The organism is Dyella nitratireducens, from assembly GCF_014642835.1.
Taxonomy (GTDB): domain Bacteria; phylum Pseudomonadota; class Gammaproteobacteria; order Xanthomonadales; family Rhodanobacteraceae; genus Dyella_B; species Dyella_B nitratireducens.
Genome location: NZ_BMJA01000005.1, coordinates 274,605 through 295,282 on the forward strand (window position 1 = coordinate 274,605; position 20,678 = coordinate 295,282).

At 61.4% G+C, this 20,678-nt stretch carries 19 protein-coding genes; 13 read left to right on the forward strand and 6 right to left on the reverse strand.

From position 1 onward, the window contains the following. The first annotated feature begins 57 nt into the window (after positions 1-57). Entirely contained in the window at positions 58-606 is a 549-nt protein-coding gene (locus IEX75_RS21510; protein ID WP_188797622.1) for a DUF4166 domain-containing protein, read from the forward strand. After that, complete coding sequence (locus IEX75_RS21515) at positions 599-1,015, forward strand: thiol-disulfide oxidoreductase DCC family protein (protein ID WP_188797624.1); 417 nt, start codon at positions 599-601, stop codon at positions 1,013-1,015. The genes IEX75_RS21510 and IEX75_RS21515 overlap by 8 nt, the downstream gene beginning before the upstream one ends. Here IEX75_RS21515 and IEX75_RS21520 read toward each other — a convergent pair. Beyond that, the gene (locus IEX75_RS21520) at positions 1,005-2,111 is read right to left on the reverse strand and encodes a saccharopine dehydrogenase family protein (protein WP_188797626.1); all 1,107 of its coding nucleotides are present in this window, start codon (positions 2,109-2,111) and stop codon (positions 1,005-1,007) included. The genes IEX75_RS21515 and IEX75_RS21520 overlap by 11 nt on opposite strands. 73 nt (positions 2,112-2,184) lie before the next feature. Continuing rightward, positions 2,185-3,378, reverse strand: a complete 1,194-nt coding sequence (locus tag IEX75_RS21525; protein WP_188797628.1) for a DesA family fatty acid desaturase — start codon at positions 3,376-3,378, stop codon at positions 2,185-2,187. 145 nt (positions 3,379-3,523) lie between these two features. On the opposite strand from IEX75_RS21525, the gene IEX75_RS21530 reads away from it, so the two are divergent. The 5 genes from IEX75_RS21530 to mutM are packed head-to-tail and all read left to right on the forward strand — an operon-like array spanning position 3,524 to position 7,703. After that, the gene (locus IEX75_RS21530) at positions 3,524-4,276 is read left to right on the forward strand and encodes an ABC transporter ATP-binding protein (protein WP_188797631.1); all 753 of its coding nucleotides are present in this window, start codon (positions 3,524-3,526) and stop codon (positions 4,274-4,276) included. Next, positions 4,273-5,058, forward strand: a complete 786-nt coding sequence (locus tag IEX75_RS21535; protein ID WP_188797632.1) for an ABC transporter permease — start codon at positions 4,273-4,275, stop codon at positions 5,056-5,058. Before IEX75_RS21530 ends, IEX75_RS21535 begins: the two co-directional genes overlap by 4 nt. Continuing rightward, entirely contained in the window at positions 5,058-6,383 is a 1,326-nt protein-coding gene (locus tag IEX75_RS21540) for a GldG family protein (protein ID WP_188797635.1), read from the forward strand. The genes IEX75_RS21535 and IEX75_RS21540 overlap by 1 nt, the downstream gene beginning before the upstream one ends. After that, entirely contained in the window at positions 6,380-6,874 is a 495-nt protein-coding gene (locus tag IEX75_RS21545) for a DUF4340 domain-containing protein (protein ID WP_188797636.1), read from the forward strand. The genes IEX75_RS21540 and IEX75_RS21545 overlap by 4 nt, the downstream gene beginning before the upstream one ends. A 1-nt stretch (position 6,875) precedes the next feature. Next, on the forward strand, positions 6,876-7,703 hold the full coding sequence (gene mutM / locus IEX75_RS21550; protein ID WP_188797638.1) for a bifunctional DNA-formamidopyrimidine glycosylase/DNA-(apurinic or apyrimidinic site) lyase: 828 nt from the start codon (positions 6,876-6,878) through the stop codon (positions 7,701-7,703). Positions 7,704-7,706: 3 nt separating this feature from the next. Here the strand turns inward: mutM and IEX75_RS21555 are convergent, their stop codons facing one another. Beyond that, a complete protein-coding gene (locus IEX75_RS21555; protein WP_188797640.1) occupies positions 7,707-8,480 on the reverse strand; it encodes a hypothetical protein in 774 nt (257 codons plus the stop codon). 28 nt (positions 8,481-8,508) lie between these two features. Then, a complete protein-coding gene (locus IEX75_RS21560) occupies positions 8,509-9,141 on the reverse strand; it encodes a thymidine kinase (RefSeq protein WP_188797785.1) in 633 nt (210 codons plus the stop codon). Positions 9,142-9,284: 143 nt separating this feature from the next. On the opposite strand from IEX75_RS21560, the gene IEX75_RS21565 reads away from it, so the two are divergent. Together IEX75_RS21565 and bluB are read left to right on the forward strand one after the other, a co-directional pair. After that, a complete protein-coding gene (locus IEX75_RS21565) occupies positions 9,285-11,264 on the forward strand; it encodes a UvrD-helicase domain-containing protein (protein ID WP_188797642.1) in 1,980 nt (659 codons plus the stop codon). 9 nt (positions 11,265-11,273) lie between these two features. Continuing rightward, positions 11,274-11,969, forward strand: coding sequence for a 5,6-dimethylbenzimidazole synthase (gene bluB / locus IEX75_RS21570; RefSeq protein ID WP_188797644.1), 696 nt, complete (start codon positions 11,274-11,276; stop codon positions 11,967-11,969). A 94-nt stretch (positions 11,970-12,063) separates the two neighbouring features. On the opposite strand, the gene IEX75_RS21575 is transcribed toward bluB, so the two are convergent. Beyond that, a complete protein-coding gene (locus IEX75_RS21575; RefSeq protein WP_188797646.1) occupies positions 12,064-13,095 on the reverse strand; it encodes an AI-2E family transporter in 1,032 nt (343 codons plus the stop codon). A gap of 79 nt (positions 13,096-13,174) precedes the next feature. On the opposite strand from IEX75_RS21575, the gene IEX75_RS21580 reads away from it, so the two are divergent. The 3 genes from IEX75_RS21580 (at position 13,175) to plsB (ending at position 17,989) form a co-directional block, all read left to right on the forward strand. Beyond that, positions 13,175-14,065, forward strand: coding sequence for a 5'-nucleotidase, lipoprotein e(P4) family (locus IEX75_RS21580; RefSeq protein WP_188797648.1), 891 nt, complete (start codon positions 13,175-13,177; stop codon positions 14,063-14,065). Positions 14,066-14,335: 270 nt separating this feature from the next. Further along, positions 14,336-15,313, forward strand: coding sequence for a hypothetical protein (locus tag IEX75_RS21585; protein ID WP_188797650.1), 978 nt, complete (start codon positions 14,336-14,338; stop codon positions 15,311-15,313). Between the two features lie 33 nt (positions 15,314-15,346). Beyond that, positions 15,347-17,989, forward strand: coding sequence for a glycerol-3-phosphate 1-O-acyltransferase PlsB (gene plsB / locus IEX75_RS21590; RefSeq protein WP_188797786.1), 2,643 nt, complete (start codon positions 15,347-15,349; stop codon positions 17,987-17,989). Positions 17,990-18,265: 276 nt separating this feature from the next. On the opposite strand, the gene IEX75_RS21595 is transcribed toward plsB, so the two are convergent. Further along, complete coding sequence (locus IEX75_RS21595) at positions 18,266-18,481, reverse strand: hypothetical protein (protein WP_188797652.1); 216 nt, start codon at positions 18,479-18,481, stop codon at positions 18,266-18,268. Positions 18,482-18,999: 518 nt separating this feature from the next. On the opposite strand from IEX75_RS21595, the gene IEX75_RS21600 reads away from it, so the two are divergent. Continuing rightward, positions 19,000-20,655, forward strand: a complete 1,656-nt coding sequence (locus tag IEX75_RS21600; RefSeq protein WP_343213852.1) for an MASE1 domain-containing protein — start codon at positions 19,000-19,002, stop codon at positions 20,653-20,655. Positions 20,656-20,678 lie beyond the last annotated feature (23 nt).

A 20,678-nucleotide genomic window follows, 5' to 3' on the forward strand; every position in this document is an offset into this window, starting at 1 on the left:
GGCGGGTTTTCTTTTGCCCGCTTGCGCATGCAAAGAACGTTTCAGCATGATCGCGGCATGGAAACAAGCGACGCACTTTTTCCGGCCCTGCTCAAAAATGCCTGGCATGACTTGCCTGGACCGGTGCGCTCCATGCACGGCTCAGCACCTCGCATCCTGGCGCGCGGCAAGGCCGATGTAGAGGGTGATGGCAACGCCGTGGTGCGCGCCTTGCGATGCCTTCTAAAACTTCCCTCTCCTGGTCCAGAACAAACCCTGGAAGTGTGCATCGAACGTCGAGGCAATCATGAAACGTGGACACGGCGTTTTGCGCATGGCCGGATGCAATCCACCCTGCGCCACGATGCAAGCGCTACACATCTGTTGGAACAGCTTGGCCCAGTGACGCTTCGCTTCACATTGTGTCCAGATGCCCACGGCATAGCTTGGCACTTGAACGGCGCACGCATGCTTGGCATGCCTTTGCCGCGCCGTTGGCTGGGCACCGTGCTTTCGCACAGCGGTGAGCATAACGGCCGTTACGCATTCACCATCGATACTCGATTGCCATGGATAGGCAGACTGGTTGCCTACCGTGGCTGGCTGGAGATCAGCACCGATGACTGAGAGCATCTCGTCACCTGTGGTTGTGTATGACGGCGTCTGTCTTTTGTGCAGCCGCTGGGTGCGCTTTCTGCTGGAGCGCGATACGGAAGGTCGCTATCGATTTGCTTCGATGCAATCGGAGAATGGCAGGCACCTGTTGCAGGCACATGGCCTCGATCCCGACTCGCCACTCTCGATGCTGCTGGTTGAAGATGGCCACGGTTATACCGACGCCACTGCCATCGCACGGGTGTTGCGCGGATTGCCCTATCGGCGCTGGCGGTGGTTGAGCGCGATGATGTTGTCAGTTCCCCATTCGATTCGAGATGTCGCCTACCGCATTGTTGCCCGTCACCGCTATCGGCTGTTCGGGCGCAGCGAGCAATGTTTCGTACCCACGCCAGAACAACGCTCACGATTCATGTCGTGAGCGTTTCCAGTCTCGTGCTGATCTGATAATCGGAGAGCGCAGCCAGCGCTTCGTCCAGATTGAACAGCCCCATGCATGGCATGGCGCCTCGGTCTTTAAGCAGACAGTCCGCCTTCTTCCGCGCCAACACCACGGCTGGCATGGCCGGGATATATGGTCCGTCACCAGCTGCCGCATGCAATGACCAGCGCAGCGTCAATGGCTTCGCGTTCGCATCGAGGCCCCGCAACATCACCACCATGCCACCCTCATCGCTGCCCGCATGCAGGAACCACTCGCTGATACGACGCAACCGGCGCGCGTGGCGCGCCAAGTTTTTCAAAACGCCCAGGCGCACCAGCCAAGCCAGCAGCCATACGCCGAAGTGAAGCCGGCGCAATTCCAGGCCGGCGCGAAACATCACCTGCTGCACGCCGTGATAGCGCTCCGGAAAAAGCGCGAGATCAGGTACGTCGCACAAACCGACCCAGCGCGGCCCCGACATGAACCAGCTGCGCCTCGTCGAAAGCCAGCCATATCCGGCCTGCCACCTGCCGTTTCGCCAAACGGGTACGCGACGTCCGCAGTAGCCGAGTATCGCCGCTACGGTCGCGTCGCCGCGCGGTGTGCGGTTGCCGGGGCTGATGGCGTGTTCGATGGAGGCCAAGGCAGCAAATCTGTCACGCAAATGATCGACCACCGCGCTGCTTAGCGCCGGAACCGTCGACGCACCGCTAATCAGCAGACAGCCCGCCTTGCGCGCCTCGTCATCCAATACGCGAATGCCTGCTACAAACTCGCGCCCGTCGGCCAGGTCCACGTAATCGCTGCCGCAAGCAAGGGAGGCTCTCGCTACGCGGTAGTCCTGTGACTGAAACGGGCCTGCAGCATGGATCACCAGCTCGGGCGCATGACTGCGCAGCATGTCCTGCAAATCAACCGCCTCGACATCAATCACCGCCACCTGCACAGACGGATCGCCCAGATCGTTCCGCAAGCGCTCCAGCGCTGTTTGCGTGCGTCCCGCGATAATCAATTCGAACCGCGCATCATGCGCCAGGCGTGCGGCGATGCGCGCACCGAACACACCGGTTGCGCCGATCAATAGCACTCGCATCCCCGTGATGCTCCCCATAAAAAAAGCCCGCCTTGAACGAGGCGGGCTTTCTTGTTGCGTTTAGCCGTCCAAATCAACCAGCGGCCACTGAGTACCCTTTCAACCGCTGAGCAAATTCCTGCAGTGCGCGAATGCCGCTCTGCTCGGCTTCAACGATCCACTGCTGCAGGCCCTTCAGCGCCTGATCGGCACCACGCTGCTCCATCAGCTCGGCCAGGCGGTTGCGGAACTCGCACACCGTCTTGAGCATGGGGCGCTTCGCCAACACGTCCTGCATGCGCTCGCGGTTTTCACCGTCGAGCCAGCGACCGCCATCGGCCAGAGCGCGACGCAGGCGACGCGGGATCGACTTGATGCCCTCGCCAGCGTGCTGCGCTTCATCGCGCAGGGTCGGGACGATGACGTTGCGGTAGTAGTCGGTCATCGCCTGGAAGCGGTGGGTAAGCACCGCCTTTAACGTCTCCGCGTCAGGCAGGTGCACGTTGGGGCGCGTGTCCAGCGTGGGCGCCACGCGCAGCACCTTGGCCAAGCCCAGCTTGCGCAGCACGCAGATGGCGGCCCAGCCGATGTCGAATTCCCACTTGCGCAACGCAAACTTGGCCGAGCTCGGGAATGCGTGATGGTTGTTGTGCAGTTCTTCGCCACCGATCCAGAAACCCCACGGGATGAGGTTGGTAGCGGTGTCGGAGCTTTCAAAATTGCGGTAGCCCCACCAGTGGCCGATGCCGTTGACGAACCCGGCCGCCCAGAACGGAATCCAGGCCATCTGCACCGCCCATACTGCCGCGCCGATAACGCCGAACAGCGTGAAGTCGATGATCAGCATCAGCGCCGGCCCCCAGTACGGATGACCGGTGTAGAGCTTGCGCTCGATCCAGTCGTCCGGCGTGCCGCGACCGTACTTTTCCAGATCTTCCTTCACGTAGCTCGCATCGCGATACAGCGACACGCCATCCCAGAACACCTTTTTGATGCCGTAGATCTGCGGGCTATGCGGGTCTTCTTCCGTCTCCACCTTGGCGTGGTGCTTGCGGTGCACAGCCACCCACTCCTTGGTGACCATGCCCGTGGTGAGCCAGCCCCAGAAACGGAAGAAATTCGCAATGACAGGATGCAGATCGATGCCGCGGTGCGTCTGGCAGCGGTGCAGGTAGAGGGTGACGGTGAAGATGGTGATCTGGGTGACCACCAACAAGTAGACGAGGATCGTCACCCAACCGGCCTGGGCTACGCCGCCGGAAAGGAAATGCAGTACAGCGTCGAGCATTGTGGGAAAGTCCTGGGCAGGAAAAAGCAGTCTAGTCGAGGGCGTCCGTACCTACCAGCATGGTAGGACCCTATCCTTTCGACTTCCGTTAAATCGTGACAGCCAACGGTTGTCTGCGGGATGGGGTCACCCCGACAATCATGCAATGAATGCGCCTACCTCCTCTTTAGTACCCGTACTAAAACTTGAAAGGGTCGCCCGAAGCCGGGCCAGCCGCCCGGCCGTGCGTGATCTCTCGCTAAGCCTTGAGACCGGCCAAATCCTTGGGCTGCTTGGGGTGAACGGGGCTGGCAAGTCCACCACCTTGAGCCTGATTGCCGGGGCGCTGATGCCCGATAGCGGCACGATCCACCTGCAAGGTCAGGACTTTCTGGAGCACCCCGAGCTGGCTCGGCAGACCATCGGCTGGCTGCCGGAAGCTGCCCCGCTGTGGCCGGAACTGACCATCCGCGAACACCTGGATGCACATGGTCGCCTGCGTGGCTTCTCCGGCGCCCGGCTCAAGCAAGCCGGCGATGCGGTGCTGGAACGGTTGGAATTGCAGGACCTGTCCCAACGCTTGGCGGGTGTGTTGTCCCAGGGACAGCGTCAACGGCTGGGACTTGCCTGCGCACTGCTGCACCGCCCCGCCCTGCTGGTGCTGGACGAACCGGCCAACGCGCTCGATCCGGTACAGGTGGTCGCGCTGCGCAAGCTGCTACGCGAACTGGCTGCCGAAGGCACCGCCGTGATCCTGTCCACACACCAGCTGACCGAAGTGACCGCCGTATGCGACCGCGTGGCGATCCTGCATGAAGGTGTGCTGCGCCACGACGCGCCGCTGCCGCCCGACCAGCATGCTGCTTTGGAAAAAACGTTCTTCGACATCGCCATGAACGGCAGGGCTCAAGCCGCATGACCTTATTCGCTGTGACGCGGCTCGAATTGCGCCGCCTGTTCGTGCGTCCGCTCGGCTGGACCATCGGCGCTCTTGCGCTGGCGGAACTCGGCTGGCGCTTTGCGTTGCTATTGCAGTTGTTCCTGCTCAACCAGGTGAAACTCGCCGCGCTGCCGGATGGCCCCGGCTACACCGACCTGGTAGCGGTGCGGCTCTACAGCAGCTTGATCACCGGCAGTCCGTTGCCGTTCGGCGTGACCGAACTCGCGTTGCTGGTGGTTCCGCTACTGACCATGTCCACGCTGGCCAGCGAACGCAGTACCGGTACCTTGCCGCTGCTGTTTTCCACCGGCTTGTCCGCGTCGCGCATCCTGCTTGGCAAATATCTTGCTGTGCTGATCTGGCTGGCGTTGTGGCTATTGCTGGCCATCGCCGTGCCGGTGAGCCTTGCGCATGGTGTGACGCTGGATTGGGGCAAGCTCGCTGCCGCCACGCTGGGCACCTTTCTCGCACTCGCCGTGCTGGCCGCGGTCGGGGTGGCTTGCTCGGCATTCGCCTCGCATCCTGCCGTCGCAGCGGTAGCAGCCCTGATGATTGGCATCGCGCTTAATTGCATCAACCTCGGAGCACAGCTCGCGGGCGTCAGCAGCGGCTTCATCAATTGGCTGGCCATGAGCACGCACCAGGAAACCTTGCTGCGCGGCCTGGTATCGAGCGCAGACATCGTGTGGTTCCTGCTGGCGATTGCGGTGGCGCTGGCGCTGGGCACGCAACGCCTGGCCGCCGATCGGGAGCGCGGCTGATGAACAGGCACGTACTGCACCGTCTCAACGGCTGGGTGTTCGCGCTGCTGGTGTTGCTGGGCGCGGCGGCCATCGGATTTCTCACTGCGCGCCACGATCACATCGTCGACTGGACGTACAACAGCCGCGTCAGCATGTCGCCGGAAACGCGCGCCGTACTGGCGAAATTCGATGGTCCGGTGGATATCGTCAGTTATGCGAGCCCACAAGGCGACTTGCGCCAGACCATCGCTACCGCCCTGCTGCGCTATCAAAAGGCCAAGCCTGACCTACACCTCAGCTTCGTCGATCCACAACAAGATCCGGCGGCGATGCGCAATCTCGGCATTACGGTGGATGGCGAACTGATCCTGCACTATCGCGATCGTCAGCAACGCCTCGACACGTTGACCGAGCGCAGCATGACCGATGCACTGGAGCGCCTGGTACGCGGCAACGATCGCATCGTCGCCTTCGTCACCGGACATGGTGAGCGTCGTGCAGATGGCGTCGCCAACGCGGATCTCGGCACTTTCGCCTCGCAGCTCGAACAGAGCGGCATGCGTGCCGTGCCGCTGAATTTCTCGCAAGTGACCAGCGTACCCGGACAGACCGACCTGGTCGTGCTTGCCGGTCCGCAAACGCCGTTGACTCCAGGTGCCACAAAAGCGTTGACGGATTACCTTGCCAATGGCGGCAATCTGCTTTGGCTGGTCGATCCGGGCAATCTTGATGCAAGCCTGCAGCCCATCGCGGATACACTGGGCATTCGCGTGCTGCCGGGTGAACTGATCGATGGCTCCTCGTCGGCGGTGGGATTGAAAGACCCACGCACGATCGTACTTGGCGATTACCTGCCCAGCATGATCACACGCGGCTTCACGCTCACCACGCTGTTCCCGGAAGTCGCACCGCTGGCGGAAACACGCCAGAGCGATTGGAAAATCGAGCCGTTTCTGCGCTCCAGCCCGCAAGCCACGACACAATCATTGGACGGCAACGCCGCTGCGCAGCTGAAAGGCCCGCTCGATTTCGGCTTTGCTTTCAGCCGTCTCTCGCCCAGTCCGGCCAAGAGCGAGCAACGCGTTGTCGTGATCGGCAATGGCGACTTTCTTTCCAACAGTTATCTCGGCAACGGTGGCAACCGCGCACTGGGCGAGCGCGTGTTCAACTGGCTGCTGGGCGATGACCAGCTGATCAGCATGCCGCCACGTGGTGCACCGGATCGCGTACTCAACGTATCGCAAGGTGAACTGAGCGCACTGACCATCGGCTTCATGCTGGTCATGCCTATAGCGCTGCTGGTGATCGGTGGTTGGATTGCCTGGCGCAGGCGGCGCGCATGAAGCGTGGCCTGCAACGCCAGTTGTGGTTATTGATCACCGTGATCGTGCTGCTCGTCGCGGCATGGTGGCAAGTCAGCAGCGATCGTGCTTCCGCCCCCGGCACGCTGCTGCCCATCGCCCCCGACAAAATCACGCAGGTAACACTCGGCATGGGCAACGCACCGGCCGAGCACTACGTAAAGCGTGACGAGCATTGGTGGCGTGTCGACCAGGCAACGTCCACACGTGCCGACAACATGCGCCTGGCCGAATTGCTGCGCATTGCCGCCGCGCCGGTGCAAAGCTGGCAACCTGCCAACAGCTATGACCTTGCCAAAATCGGCTTGACGCCGCCGCAGGCCACGCTGGCATTGAACGATGAAACACTACGCTTCGGCACGATGACCGCCATCGGCCACAACGTCTACGTGCAAGTAGGCGAGCGCGTGGGTATCGTGTCATTACGCTACATGCCGCGCTCCGCACAAAGCGCATCCATCCAGGCGCAATGACATGCCTGAGTTGCCTGAGGTCGAAACCACTCGACGCGGTATCGCCCCGTATCTGATCGGCCGGCGCATCGCCGGTGTAACGTTGCGTCGCGCAGATTTGCGCTGGCCGATTCCGCGCGAAATCACCGAACTGCTGCCTGGCCAACGCATTGATGAAGTGGAGCGCCGCGCCAAGTACCTGCTGTTGCATACGCACGCTGGCAGCGCGCTGATGCATCTGGGCATGACTGGCGTGTTGCGCGTGCTACCACCCGACGTACAGCCGGGCCTTCATGACCACTTCGACATGGCGCTGGAACCGTTAAAGGGTGAACGCCCGCGCATTCTTCGCTTCACCGATCCGCGCCGTTTCGGTTGTTTGTTATGGCAAGCGCCAGGCACCACGCACGAATTGCTGGCCGATCTCGGACCGGAACCGCTTACCGATGCCTTCGATGGCGATCTGCTCTGGCAACGCTCGCGCGGCCGCAAAGCGGCCGTGAAATTGTTTCTGATGGACAACGCGATTGTCGTGGGCGTGGGCAATATCTACGCCAGCGAAGCCTTGTTCGCGGCCGGCATCGATCCACGCCGACCGGCAGGTACGGTGTCGCGTGCGCGCTATCAGCGCCTGGCAGGCGAAGTGAAGCGCATCCTGGCGTGGGCTATCGAACGCGGCGGCACGACGTTGCGTGACTTTCTCAACCCGGATGGTGCGCCAGGGTATTTCTTTCGCGAGCTGTTCGTGTACGGACGCGAAGGCGAGCCGTGCAAGGTCTGCGGCACGCCAATCCGTCAGCAAGTGATCGGGCAACGCTCCACGTTCTGGTGTCCGCGTTGCCAGAAATAGCGATCAACCTTCATCCGGCCAGTGGAAGGCCACATAAGTGTTGTTGAATTCCGGATTGTCGTATCCGCCACCTAGTTCGGCCACCAAGCCACCAAAGATACCGTCGACCTCCAGGTTCTGTCCTTGCACGAAGTGTGCGCCTAACGTTTCCAGTTCAATCAATCGCTGGCATAGCGCGCCGGCACGGTCGACATCGCTCTCCGGCACATGGCGCAAGCTGATGTCGGGACGGCCGAACTTGCGCATGCCGCGCGTATGCACCCAATAGCGGCCAGCCTCATCTTCGTCACGCAGGATCAGCACGTGGCTGCGCAGGGGTGCACCATCCTTGATCAGATAGCGTCGGCGCCATTCGTCCGCATCGAACAAGCTGAGCATCTGCGGATCGAGAATCGCCACACCGCCGATGTCGAGCAATCCGGCCAGCACGCCGAAGGTATCGCGCAAATAGCCGGTATCGGCTTGATCCTTGAAGCGGCCGTGCAACACCAGGACTTGCGGCGTAGCCAGCGCTTTCTCGTATGTCTCCGGGGAATCGTGCTTGAACAAATCCCCCAGCGGCGCCTTCAGCGGGTAGCCTTCCCAATCGCGCAACACATGATGATGATGGCTGGAAAGCTGCACTTCCTCCGGCAGACCGTCGCTGCCATAGGTGGCAGACGGCACGCGCGTCGGCTGGAAATTGCCGAACACGTAGAACTGCAAAATGACCTCCTCGTCATTGGGCTGCCAATGCGGGCGCTGCCAGGCGGGGAAGTAGGTGACCGGATTGCTCATGGGTTTCCTTGATGTGATCCAGACCGGATCAGTGCTTTTCTTCCAGCGGCAGGCTGGGTTGCTTCAGTTCGATGCGGCCTTGTCCCTGGGTAATCTTCTTGAACTCGGCGCGGCTCACCGAGACATAGCGTTCGTTGCCGCCGATCTCAACCTGCGGCCCTTCGGTGATCGCCCGCCCCTGCTCGTCCACCCGCACCACCATGGTGGCCTTGCGACCCGTATGGCAGATGGTCTTGATTTCTTCCAGGGTGTCGGCCCAAGCCAGCAGATAACGGCTGCCTTCAAACAGCTCGCCGCGGAAATCCGTGCGTAATCCATAGGCCAGCACCGGGATGGCGAGCTCATCGACCACGTCCGTAAGCTGCCATACCTGTGCCTTGGTCAGAAACTGTGCTTCATCGACGAACACGCAATGCAATGCGCCATGTTCTGCCATGTTTGCCCGCACGATGGCCAACAAATCCGTCTGAGCCGTGAAACGCTCCGCTTGCGAACGCAAGCCAATGCGCGAAGCCACCACGCCCTCGCCGTAACGATTATCCAGCGCAGGCGTCAGGATCAGCGTGCGCATACCACGCTCGTAATAGTTGTACGCACTCTGCAGCAAGTTGGTGGTCTTGCCGGCATTCATCGATGAATAATAGAAATAGAGCTTGGCCATGCGGATCGACGGGCATGCGGAGGCGTGCATGGTAACCCGGCCCACTGCCACCGTGACGGTTCGGTTGCAAGCCTGCTCGCGGGACCTGGGGTTTGCTACGATCATCCATCACGCTGCGCCCACCTGACCGATCCGACCGACGCATGCTCAACCCCCAACAACTGGCCGCCGTCGAACACATCGACAGCCCGCTGCTGGTGCTCGCGGGCGCCGGCTCCGGCAAAACCTCCGTGATCACGCAGAAGATTGCGCACCTGGTGCAGCGCCGCAAACTGGCCGCGTCCCGGATTGCCGCCATCACCTTTACCAACAAAGCCGCGCGCGAGATGCGCGAGCGCGTCGGCAAGCTGGTGAGTGCGGACGACGCACAAGCACTGACCGTCTGCACCTTCCACGCCCTGGGTTTGAAATTCCTGCAGATGGAGCACGCGCGCGCCGGCTTGCGCCGCGGCTTTTCCGTGCTGGATGCGGACGACAGCGAAGGCATCGTCAAGGAATTGGCGCCCAAGGGTGCCAAACCCGATGTGCTGTTCGGCTTGCGTAACCTGCTGAGCCGCGCCAAGAACAGCGGCTTGTCGCCCGAGGAGGCACTGGCCGCCGCGCGCAGTCCGCGCGAGCTGGAAGCCGCGACGATCTACCAGCTCTACCAGCAACGCCTCGCCGCCTTCAACGCGGTCGATTTCGACGACCTGATCCGCCTGCCGCTGCGCATCCTCGAAAGCGACGAAGAATGCCGCGATACCTGGCGTGAACGCCTGCGCTATCTGCTGGTGGACGAATACCAGGACACCAATGACGCGCAGTATCGCTTGCTGAAAGTGCTGGCCGGCGACCGCGGCAGCTTCACTTGCGTGGGCGATGACGATCAGTCGATCTACGCATGGCGTGGCGCCAATCCCGAAAACATCGAACAGCTCGGCAAGGACTGGCCGAGCCTGCGGGTGATCAAGCTGGAGCAGAACTATCGCTGCGGCAAGCGCATCCTGCGCGCAGCCAACACCTTGATCGCCAACAACCCGCACGTACACACCAAGAAACTGTGGAGCGAGCATCCGGAAGGCGCAGCGATCCGCGTCATCGAATGCAAGGAAGCCGAGCACGAAGCCGAGCGTATCGCCGGCATGGCGTCGACGCTGGCGGAAAAGCACAAGGTGCGTTGGCACGATATGGCCATCCTGTATCGCGGCAATTTCCAGGCGCGTCCACTGGAAAAGGCGCTTCGGCTGGCGCGTGTGCCCTATCACCTCACCGGCGCGCTGTCCTTCCTGGATCGTGCGGAAGTGAAGGATCTGCTCTGCTATTTGCGCCTGCTTACCAATCCCAGCGACGACGCTGCGTTCCTGCGCGTGGTCAACGTACCCAAGCGCGAGATCGGCGCGACGACGCTGGAGAAGCTTGGACAAATCGCCCAGACGAAACACTGCTCGCTACTCGAAGCGACACGCAGCGACAGCGTGTTGCGCCAGCTGAGCCCTCGCCCTGCTGCCGCGCTTGCGTCGTTCTCGGAACTGTTGGATGAACTGCGCAGCGCCTCGCTGCATGAAAGTGCGGCGGACCTGGTCTCTCGTATATTGACCCGCACGCAGTACGCCGCACACATCGCTGCAAGCACGCAGGATGCGGCTTTGCGTGATCGCCGCATGGGTAATCTGCAAGAGCTGGCCGACTGGTTCCGTGCCATGCAGAAGGGCAACAGCGCTGGCGACCTCGCCGCGCAGCTGGCCCTACTCTCACACGCCGATCGCGACGAGCCCGGCAACGCGCTGCGCATGATGACGCTGCACGCCGCCAAGGGCCTGGAATTCCGCTTCGTTTTCATCGTTGGCTGCGAGGACGGCACGCTACCCAATGACGCAGCCATCGACGAAGGTCGCGTGGAAGAAGAGCGCCGCCTGATGTACGTGGGCATCACCCGTGCCAAGGAATTGCTCACCCTGTCGTGGTCGTCGAAAACCAAGCGCTACGGCGAAATCCACAGCAACCAGCCCAGCCGCTTCCTGCAGGAACTGCCGCAAGATGATCTGCACTGGGAGGGCAAGGACCCGGAAGCCGATAAGGAAATGGTGCGCGAAACGGCCGAGTCGCACATGGCAAAAATCGCCGCCATGCTTGCCGGCCCGTGAGGTACCTGCATGACCGATCATAGTTTTACCGATGAGGAGCGCGCAGGCCTTTACCGCGCCATCCGCGAACGCCGTGACGTACGTTCGCAGTTCCTGCCCGACCCCATCGCACCGGATGTGCTTGCGCGCCTGCTCAAGGCTGCGCATCACGCGCCGTCGGTGGGTTTCATGCAACCGTGGGATTTCATCGTTATCGACAGTCTCGACGTGAAGCGCGCGGTGAAGGCGCTCTACGAACAAGCCAATGCCGACGCGGCCAGCAACTACGACGGCGACCGTGCCACGCAATATCGCCGACTGAAGCTGGAAGGCATCGTCGACAGCCCGATCAACCTGTGCATCACTTGCGATCGCCAACGTGGCGGCCCGCATGTACTCGGCCGCAACACGATGCTGGATACCGATCTGTTCAGCACTTGCCTGGCCGTGCAGAACCTGTGGCTGGCGGCGCGCGCCGAAGGTATCGGCGTGGGCTGGGTGAGCATCGTCGAGCCGGCACGGCTGGCGGAAACCTTGCAGTTACCTGCGCAGGTCTATCCGCTGGCTTATTTATGCCTCGGTTACGTCAGCGAATTCCTGCCGCGACCGGAACTGGAAATGGCAGGCTGGCGTTCGCGGTTGCCGCTGGAACAACTGCTTCACGCGAATATGTGGGATAACCCCGTGGAAAACGACGCACTGCTGTCGGCCTTGCGCGACGTGTAGGCTGGGGTGCAAACCCCAGCATCGTCATATCCATAGCGATAAGGATGTTGGGGTTTGTACCCCAACCTACCGCGCGTAAATGCCCTGGGCAGTATCAAATCAACCTTTGTTGCTCCAGCTCACGCTTCAGATACGCGTAGTAGATCGGCGCCGCAATCAAGCCGGCCAAACCGAACGCCGCCTCCATCACCAGCATCGCCACCAGCAGCTCCCACGCACGCGCACGGATCTGTCCGCCGATGATGCGTGCATTGAGAAAATACTCCAGCTTGTGAATGACGATCAGGAAGCCGAGTGAGGCCGCCGCCACCCATATCGACACTGACAAACCTGCGATCGTCACCGCCGTGTTGGAGATGAGATTGCCGATCACCGGCAGGAGGCCGGCGAGAAAGGTCACCACCACCAGCGTTTTGGCCAGCGGCACATGGATGTCCATCAGCGGCAGTACGCCAAGCAGAAAGATGGCGGTAGCGATGGTGTTGATCAGCGAAATCTTGATTTGCGCAAACACAATGCTGCGGAACGCTGCCGCCAGATGCTGGCAACGCTCCCCCAGCGTCGCCGCTAGAGGGCCCACTTGATGCGACGGGCGTGCGCGGTTCAGCGCCACCAGCGCACCCAGTACCAAGCCAAGAATGATGTGCACCGATACGCGTGCCGTTTCCTTGCCCGCATTCTGCAAGCTCATCGCATGCTTGCGAGTGAGTTCCAGTGCCATCACGCGCAATTCGTCGACACTGTCCGGCAACCAGTTCGTGAGCGACGTCGGCAGTTGCGCGCGCGCCTTCTCTACCAACGGCATCAGTTGCTGTTCCCACAACATCGCGGGATTGTTGATCTCGTTGCGGAAGAAGCTGATCAACGCCACGATCAGCACGGTGATCAAGCCCACCACGATCACACCCAGCACCGTGACGACCACCAGGCGCGCGCGTTCACCGGAAATGCGCCGACCCAAGAGCGGCGTCATAGCGTGCACCAGTTCGTACACCAGCAAACCCGCAAGCAGCGCCGGCAGCAGATGCAGGCGCAACACCAGCACCAATGCCAAGGTGGCCAGGATGTAGCTGGTCGTGCGAATGCCGCGGGCGGAGGAAAGGGCTGCGTACACGGGGCGGTCCATGGGAAAAACGCGATCCTGGCAAGTCTGTCATAAACTTGCGCGATCCTCGCGGAACATCTTCACGCCTACAGGGTGCTTCATGACCAAGTTCCTGCCCACGCTGTTGGGCACGCTTCTGCTTGGCGCTTGCGCCAGCCAAGCCCCGCATTCCGCTACACCTCCATCCACCGCGGCTACGCCCGTCGCAGCGCCTGCCGTTCCTGCGGATGACAACCTCAATGCGGTGGCGTGGACGCAAACGGCGCTAGAGCATGACCTGATCTATCAGGAGACGTTCCGCAGCGCGCAATCTCAGCTGCTCGCCGCGCTGAAGGACAAGCACTGGGATGCGCTGCCTTCCGACGATCGCATCGCGCCGTACAAAAACCTGAAGCCAGCCGTGATCCTGGATATCGATGAAACGGTGCTGGACAACTCGCCCTATCAGGCGCGCCTGATTCGCAAAGGCGGCGAGTTCAACGAGGCCGATTGGGCAGCATGGTGCAAGGAGGAACGCGCACGCGCCCTGCCGGGTGCCATGGCCTTCACCCAATTCGCAGCCCAGCACGGCATCGCGGTGATCTACATCTCCAACCGAGCGCAAGACCTGGACACCGCCACGATCGACAATCTGCGCAAGGTCGGCCTGCCCGTGTCCGGGCCGGACGCCTTTCTGGGACTGGGCACCATCCTGCCGGGCTGCGACCAAGTCGGCACGGAAAAAAACTGCCGTCGCCAGCGAGTCAGTCAGCACTACCGCGTGCTCATGCAGTTCGGCGACCAGCTTGGCGATTTCGTCACCGTGCTGAGCAATACGCCAACCGGCCGCGCCCAGGCCATGGCACCCTATAAGGACTGGATCGGCAGCCGCTGGTTCGTGCTTCCCAACCCAACGTACGGCTCGTGGGAACCGGCTCTGTTCAACAATGAGTGGAGCACGCCGCGCGATCAACGTCGCCAGCTCAAGATCCAAGCCCTGCATAGTGATTGACGTAAAATCAATTACTTATCCAATGCCACTTAAAGTATTGCCTGAAGTGAAAAGGGGCCGTATCATGACCCCGCCGACCCTGCTGACCTCCAACTACTGCGGGCAAGGCCATTTCCCTTCCGGCGCTGCCGGCATGACCCTGCGAGGCCCAACGCCCGCGGGGTTTTCTTTTTGAGATTTTAAGTAAGATGCACCGCGCCCCGCCGTTATGGCGCCGCCCTTTGCCCCTTGCCCGGACGGCAAGCTACCGCCCTCCACGTGAGAGAATTCATGCGCTTTCAAACACTTAGGCATTGCCTACTGGTCCTGGCGCTGTTTGCGCTGGCCGCCTGTCATCAGAAAGAAGAAAACGCCGCGGCGCCCGGCGGCGCCACGCCCGAGGCAGCTGTGCAGGAATCCGTGACGCTGATCAAGGCTGGCGATTTCGCCGGCTTCTGGAAACACGCCCTACCCCCAGCCGATTACGACAACCTGCGCGTCGACTGGACGCATCCACGCCCCAACCAGCGCCCGATCACCGATGAAGATCGCGCCCGCTTCGACCAGGCTGTCAAGCAACTCACCGCTCCCAATGCGGAAACCACATTGTATGACCAGCTCAAACCCAAGCTGGCGCAGATGGAGCAGCAGTATCACGACCAGCTGCCGGTGATGATCGGCATCGGCCAGGCCATCCTCACCACGGGCATCGCCCAGAACAAGGCGATGACGGAAGACCAGAAACAGCAGATGCGCGATGCGCTCAACGTGCTGCTGCCGTGGGCGCAGCAGACGCCCTGGTTCGACCAGGACAAGGCCAAGCAAGCCGTGGGCGTCGTGGTGACCACGGCACGCCAGCTTGACCTGAAGAGTCCGGACCAGATCCAGAACATGGATTTCGATACCGCCATGAAGAAGTACGCCACGACGTACCAAGGTCTCAAACAGCTGCTGTCGATCTACGGCCTTTCGGTCAACGACACGCTCGATTCGGTAAAAGTCAGCACCCTTGGCATCGACCATGGCCTGGCGCACGTGAAGATCGACTACACCTTGCTAGGCAAGCCGCTGAGCGCCGACTCGCATTTGGAGCTGATAGATGGCCGCTGGTACAACAAGGATCTGATCGACGGCGAGCGTGCACAGCACGAACAGCTCATGCATCCGCCCGCACCCGCCAGCAGCGGCACAGCACCAGCCCCCGCCAGCACAGCAAAGCCACCGGCCAGCAGCGGCTCCACCGGCACGACATTGGCGGCGAAGCCCTAAGCCGCACCTAAGGCCCACCGCTACACTATGCAGATGCCGATTATGACGACCGCGGAACCAAGCTACCGCAGCCGCGCCCCCTGGTGGTTCAACCTCGCCGGGCACCTGCTCGAGCCCTGGATGCGCATTCGCCGCGATCCAGCCGAACCTGCCAGCCTGCTGCAAGGCGATGCGCCCGTCTGCTACGTCATCGAGCGCGACGGATTTTCCGATGCGCTGATCCTGGACCGTGCCTGCCGCGAAGCCGGCCTGCCCAGCCCCATGCAGCCGCTGCCCTTCACCCGCCGCCGCCGCTCGGTATTCGCGCTCGCGCGTCGCGACGGCTGGCTGTTCGGCCGCAATCGCAAACGCTCGCCCACGGAGCCGTTCGGCCAGTTGGTGCGTGCGCTGGAAGGTTTTCCGGATCGCGACATCCAGATCGTGCCCGTTTCCATCTATGTCGGCCGCACACCCACGCGTGAGTCCGGCTGGTTCAGCGTGCTGTTTTCGGAAAACTGGGTGGTTGTCGGCCGCTTCCGCCGCATGCTGGCACTGCTGCTCAACGGCCGCGACACCGTGGTGCATTTCTCCGCACCGGTTTCGTTGCGCACGGTGTTGAACGAGGAAGGCGACGTACGTCCCGAGCGCTTTGCACGCAAGATGGCGCGCGTGATGCGCACGCACTTCCGCCGCATCCGCGCAGCGGTGATCGGGCCGGATCTTTCGCACCGCCGCACCGTGGTCGATGCCGTGCTCAACGCCGAGCCAGTACGCGCCGTCATCACCTCCACCGCCGCCAAGGAAAACATCACCTACGCGAAGTCGTGGGAGCGCGCGCACAAGATGATGATGGAAATCGCAGCGGACTATTCGCATCCGGTGGTGCGCTCCGCGTCGTTCCTGCTGCGCAACTTCTGGACCAAGCTCTACGACGGCATCACCATGCACCACTTCGACAAAGCCCGCGCTGCGGCGCCTGGCTACGAAGTGGTGTACGTACCCAGCCATCGCAGCCACGCTGATTACCTGCTGTTGTCATACCAACTACACGATTCCGGCGTAGTGGTGCCGCACATCGCCGCTGGCGTCAACCTCAACCTGCCCGTCATTGGCCCGATCCTGCGCCGCTGCGGCGCGTTCTTCCTGCGCCGCAGCTTCAAGGGCAACGCGCTATATTCGGTGGTGTTCAATGAATATGTCGCACAGTTGATCGACCGCGGCGTGCCGATCGAATACTTCATCGAAGGCGGACGCTCACGCACCGGCCGACTGCTCGCGCCGCGCGCTGGCCTGCTGGCGATGACCGTGCGCGCCTTCCTGCGTGCACCGCGTCGCCCGGTGCTGTTCCAGCCCGTGTACATCGGCTACGAAAAGCTGATGGAAGGCAAGAGCTACATCGGCGAACTCTCCGGCAAGCCCAAGGAGAAAGAATCACTGCTCGGCCTGATCCGCGGTCTTGGCGTATTGCGTCAGCGCTATGGCCACGTCGCGCTGAACTTCGGCGAGCCGATCGAACTCACGCCCTTGCTCGATGCCGCCAGCAGCCACTGGCGCGAAACCACCAGCGACCCGAACACCAAGCCGGAATGGCTGAGTTCGGTCGTCGATCAGTTGGCCGAAAAAATCCAGGTCAACATCAATCGTGCGGCGGACGTCAATCCGATCAACTTGCTAGCGCTCGCGCTGCTGTCCACGCCCAAGCACGCGATGGCGGAAAACGACCTGCTCGCCCAGCTGGAATTGCTCAAGGCGCTGCTGCAAGAACTGCCGTATTCGGATCGCATGACACTCACGCCACTGGCACCCGATGCCATCATCGCCTATGGCGAGCAGATGAATTGGATCACGCGCGTGCGCCATCCACTCGGCGACGTGCTCACGCTGGAAGGCGACCAGGCGGTCCTACTGAGCTACTTCCGCAACAACGTGCTGCACCTCACCGCTGCTGCTGCGTGGGTCGCCTGCTGCTTTCTCAACAACCGGCGCATGTCGCGGGCCTCGATCCTTCGGCTGGGGCGCATCATCTACCCCTTCATCCAGAGCGAGCTGTTCCTGCCGTGGGATGCCGAAGGCTTCGGTGCCCACTTGCAGGCCACCGTCGATTTCTTCGTGCGCCGCGGACTGCTGGAAGCCGTCGGCGAAGGCCGGGTGATTGAGCGCGGCCCAGGCCAGGACGATGCGGCCTATCAGCTGCGCGTGATTGCACGCAGCCTGATCCAGGCGTTCGAGCGCTACTACATCACCATTGCCGCGCTGGCCAAGAATGGCCCGCACACCATCACCGGCGCGGAGCTGGAAAACGTCTGCACCCTCACTGCCCAGCGCCTGAGCCTGCTCAGCGAACCGCTCGCGCCGGAATTCTTCGACAAGGCCCTGTTCCGCGGTTTTATCCAGAAATTGCGCGAACGCCGCGTGGTGTGGACCGACGCTAATGGCAAGCTCGATTACGACAGCGCGCTGGAAGATATGGTGCGCGATGCACGCGTGATTCTCGCTCGCGAGATGCGCCATGCGATTCTGAAGATCACCGGCAGCGAAGAAAAAGAAACGCCTCGTGCCGTGTCGGAAGCGGAGCAGACTCCGACAGCACCTGAGCAACCGCCTGAGTCATCCGAGCCGATGAATACCAGCGAAGAACTGCACGAGCGGCATGTAACCACTGAACATCACGAGCATGAGCGGGCTCACAAAGAGTGACCGCGTCGCCCCGCACGAGTGGAGGCACTCGTGCGCGGGCTCATTGCATTAAATCAAAAACGATACCTTGCGCCAGCGCTGAACACCGCCGCCTTGGTACCACCGCCGGCGACTTGGCCATCCAGGTTGAGGAACCAAGACCATTGGTTGTCCAGCGAGGCATTCAAGCCCACGCCGAGCCAGCGTAGCGATCGAGATAGCGCTGCACGAAGCTGAAAGCGTCGCTGTGTTCGCCGACGAGGCGAATCTGCTTCAATTCAAAGCACGGTGTCTCCGTCAGCAGTTCGGTGCTACGAAAATTGCAGCGGCGCGCTGGCCGATGCGCACATCCTGCGCTTGCGTGCGCATGGAACGTTCTTGCGCCTGCTGTTGCGTGCGCAGACGTTGTTGTTGCTCGTCGAGCGTGAGGCCTTTTCCTGCCCGAAAGCCACGGGCGAGAGCGTGGCGAACCCAGTAAGGGAGAGCCAATGCCAGCGTGATCGATGACGCCATGTGCGGCGATCATCCTTGGGTTGCTTCGACAGGCTGAGCGCCTGACCAACATCACACCATTAAGACGAGGCGTACAGGGGGGGCATAGGATAAATCGCATCTTGCCAACGTGTTCTTGAAGGCGAGACTTCCGCTTGGTCAGCGCGCGGCAGAGAAGTTTTGTACTGATGTACAAGAGAGAAGTGAAGTAGGTATGTTCATTTTTAAGCCGCAGCGCGCCGGGCCTCACGGCCGGGAGGAAGTGCGCATGCAGCGGCCAAGCGGAAGTGGTAGAGATGCTGGATGTTGGCCTTAAAAAACGGAATCGGCCCGTGGACATAAACATTGCCAGCCTTCGCTGATAAATGATCGGCCCTCACCGACATATCGAAAGCCTACGTCGACAAGACGGCACCTCATGGGCGCCTTATGCTTGAAAAATGATCACAGCCCGTTCTGGCTGTGCCATCGCATGGTCCAAACACCATGCCGGGGGAGCACATCACACGTGACATGGCTTCGTTGGGGGCAAGGGAAACATGCTGAGCAGCGTTATCGAGGAAAAGTGGCAGAACCATCGTTGGCTCGTTCATATCGGGGTAGCAGTGGGTTACGCGTTGGCGTATCTGATCGTGACGACAACGCTGGCGAACGCGCCCTGGTCGTTCGCGTCGGGGCTGCGTATCGCCTGTCTTCTGCTGGTGCCTTATCGCTATTGGCCTGCGTTGGTGGCGGGTGAACTGGTACCGCTCGCTTATCGCTGCCTTGCGCATGTGGACGATTTTGGATTGACGTGGGCGCTGCTCGCTTCGGTGCCACCAATCATGCTGGCCATGCCAGTGATATGGTGGTTCCGCGAGCGCGCCGTACTTTTCCCTCGCCCTGATTTGGTGGATATCAAAAAGCTTCTCTATTGCATAATTTTATTGTCTCTGCTGTGGGCAGCAGCAGGCTCTGCAATCGTCTCCACGGTTCATTTGCGAAGCGGTCAGTATCGCATTCCGACAGGCATCGCCTTTTCGCTCTTTATTGATTTCTATATGGCCTTGCTTATGGTGGCGCCATGGGTGGTCATAGCTCGGATTCATCCACGTGAAGCGTTACGTCCGTTGCCTTCATGGCGAGTAATCGCAACAAATTCGGCGATGCGGGATGTTGCCATCGCCGCCGCTTTGTTCGTGGTATTGACGATGCTGCATCGCGTTGTCGATGAAGCTATCAAACCTGCCGTGATGCTGGTGCTCTTTTTCCCAGCTCTGGGATTGACGCTCAAGCACGGATGGCGAGCCTGTGTATTTGGAGCAACGCTTTGTCTTATCAGTATCTGTTTGCTCGTGGAGTGGCGGCCAGATCCCGGCGTGCAACAGATCCAAGCGGTACTCGCTTTCGCTATCACCGGCCTCTACGTGTTTGGCGCGCGCCTGTCCACGCAAATGTGGATGTTCGAACAACTTCAGCACGAAACCCTGCAGACCCGACAGGTCGCGAAGAGGAGCCTGGCATCCGGTGAAGATCGCTTGCAGCAAACCTCGCAAGCCTTGGAGTGCGTCGTGGGCATCCTGCGTATGGATTACACCCGCATCATGCAGCGCTTTATCCCGGAAGCGCTGCGCGACGACTACAGCCAGGACTTCTGGAACGTGCAGCGGGAGGTCTACCAGCTTGCCGAAAGCATTCACCCCAGCGCATGGCGGGAGCGCGGGCTGGCGGCGGCCCTGGAGGAAACCATTGGCAACGCGTTGCGTGAGGTGGGTATCTCCTATTCCTGCGACACGCCGGGGCGCCGGCTGCGTTTTCTGAGCGAAGCCTTGCAGGCCGTGTTATATCGCATGGCCTGCGAAGCGGCGGCGACGATGAGCGCCTCGCCTGCCTGCATCGGTGTCCATCTCGCCCTGCGCACGGGACGGCATCATGGCGCCCCGTGGGTGGCCTTGCGTATGGATGGCATGCTGGAGGCATCGCAAGCGGCGTATGGCATTCTGCAAGCGAGGGCGCGTCAAAACGTGGCGTCGAAACTGGGGGCTGGGATCAAAACCGATAGCGAGTTACGACTGTTGGCGCGTTTGTTCCACGGAGATGCACGTTTTCGTACGACGGCTTCAGGGGTCCGCTTTACCGCATTGCTGAGCGATATCACCTCACGAGACTTGAGTCAGAGTGCCAAGATGGCACCCGTTCGACTGTGGGCCAGATGAGGGGCATGAAGCGTTGTGCACCG

Bases quoted from the DNA above. Each gene is read 5' to 3' on its own strand.
- IEX75_RS21510 (WP_188797622.1), top strand. From the start codon at position 58: ATGGAAACAAGCGACGCACTTTTTCCGGCCCTGCTCAAAAATGCCTGG.
- IEX75_RS21515 (WP_188797624.1), top strand. From the start codon at position 599: ATGACTGAGAGCATCTCGTCACCTGTGGTTGTGTATGACGGCGTCTGT.
- IEX75_RS21520 (WP_188797626.1), bottom strand. From the start codon at position 2,111: ATGCGAGTGCTATTGATCGGCGCAACCGGTGTGTTCGGTGCGCGCATC.
- IEX75_RS21525 (WP_188797628.1), bottom strand. From the start codon at position 3,378: ATGCTCGACGCTGTACTGCATTTCCTTTCCGGCGGCGTAGCCCAGGCC.
- IEX75_RS21530 (WP_188797631.1), top strand. From the start codon at position 3,524: ATGAATGCGCCTACCTCCTCTTTAGTACCCGTACTAAAACTTGAAAGG.
- IEX75_RS21535 (WP_188797632.1), top strand. From the start codon at position 4,273: ATGACCTTATTCGCTGTGACGCGGCTCGAATTGCGCCGCCTGTTCGTG.
- IEX75_RS21540 (WP_188797635.1), top strand. From the start codon at position 5,058: ATGAACAGGCACGTACTGCACCGTCTCAACGGCTGGGTGTTCGCGCTG.
- IEX75_RS21545 (WP_188797636.1), top strand. From the start codon at position 6,380: ATGAAGCGTGGCCTGCAACGCCAGTTGTGGTTATTGATCACCGTGATC.
- mutM (WP_188797638.1), top strand. From the start codon at position 6,876: ATGCCTGAGTTGCCTGAGGTCGAAACCACTCGACGCGGTATCGCCCCG.
- IEX75_RS21555 (WP_188797640.1), bottom strand. From the start codon at position 8,480: ATGAGCAATCCGGTCACCTACTTCCCCGCCTGGCAGCGCCCGCATTGG.
- IEX75_RS21560 (WP_188797785.1), bottom strand. From the start codon at position 9,141: ATGGCCAAGCTCTATTTCTATTATTCATCGATGAATGCCGGCAAGACC.
- IEX75_RS21565 (WP_188797642.1), top strand. From the start codon at position 9,285: ATGCTCAACCCCCAACAACTGGCCGCCGTCGAACACATCGACAGCCCG.
- bluB (WP_188797644.1), top strand. From the start codon at position 11,274: ATGACCGATCATAGTTTTACCGATGAGGAGCGCGCAGGCCTTTACCGC.
- IEX75_RS21575 (WP_188797646.1), bottom strand. From the start codon at position 13,095: ATGGACCGCCCCGTGTACGCAGCCCTTTCCTCCGCCCGCGGCATTCGC.
- IEX75_RS21580 (WP_188797648.1), top strand. From the start codon at position 13,175: ATGACCAAGTTCCTGCCCACGCTGTTGGGCACGCTTCTGCTTGGCGCT.
- IEX75_RS21585 (WP_188797650.1), top strand. From the start codon at position 14,336: ATGCGCTTTCAAACACTTAGGCATTGCCTACTGGTCCTGGCGCTGTTT.
- plsB (WP_188797786.1), top strand. From the start codon at position 15,347: ATGCCGATTATGACGACCGCGGAACCAAGCTACCGCAGCCGCGCCCCC.
- IEX75_RS21595 (WP_188797652.1), bottom strand. From the start codon at position 18,481: ATGGCGTCATCGATCACGCTGGCATTGGCTCTCCCTTACTGGGTTCGC.
- IEX75_RS21600 (WP_343213852.1), top strand. From the start codon at position 19,000: ATGCTGAGCAGCGTTATCGAGGAAAAGTGGCAGAACCATCGTTGGCTC.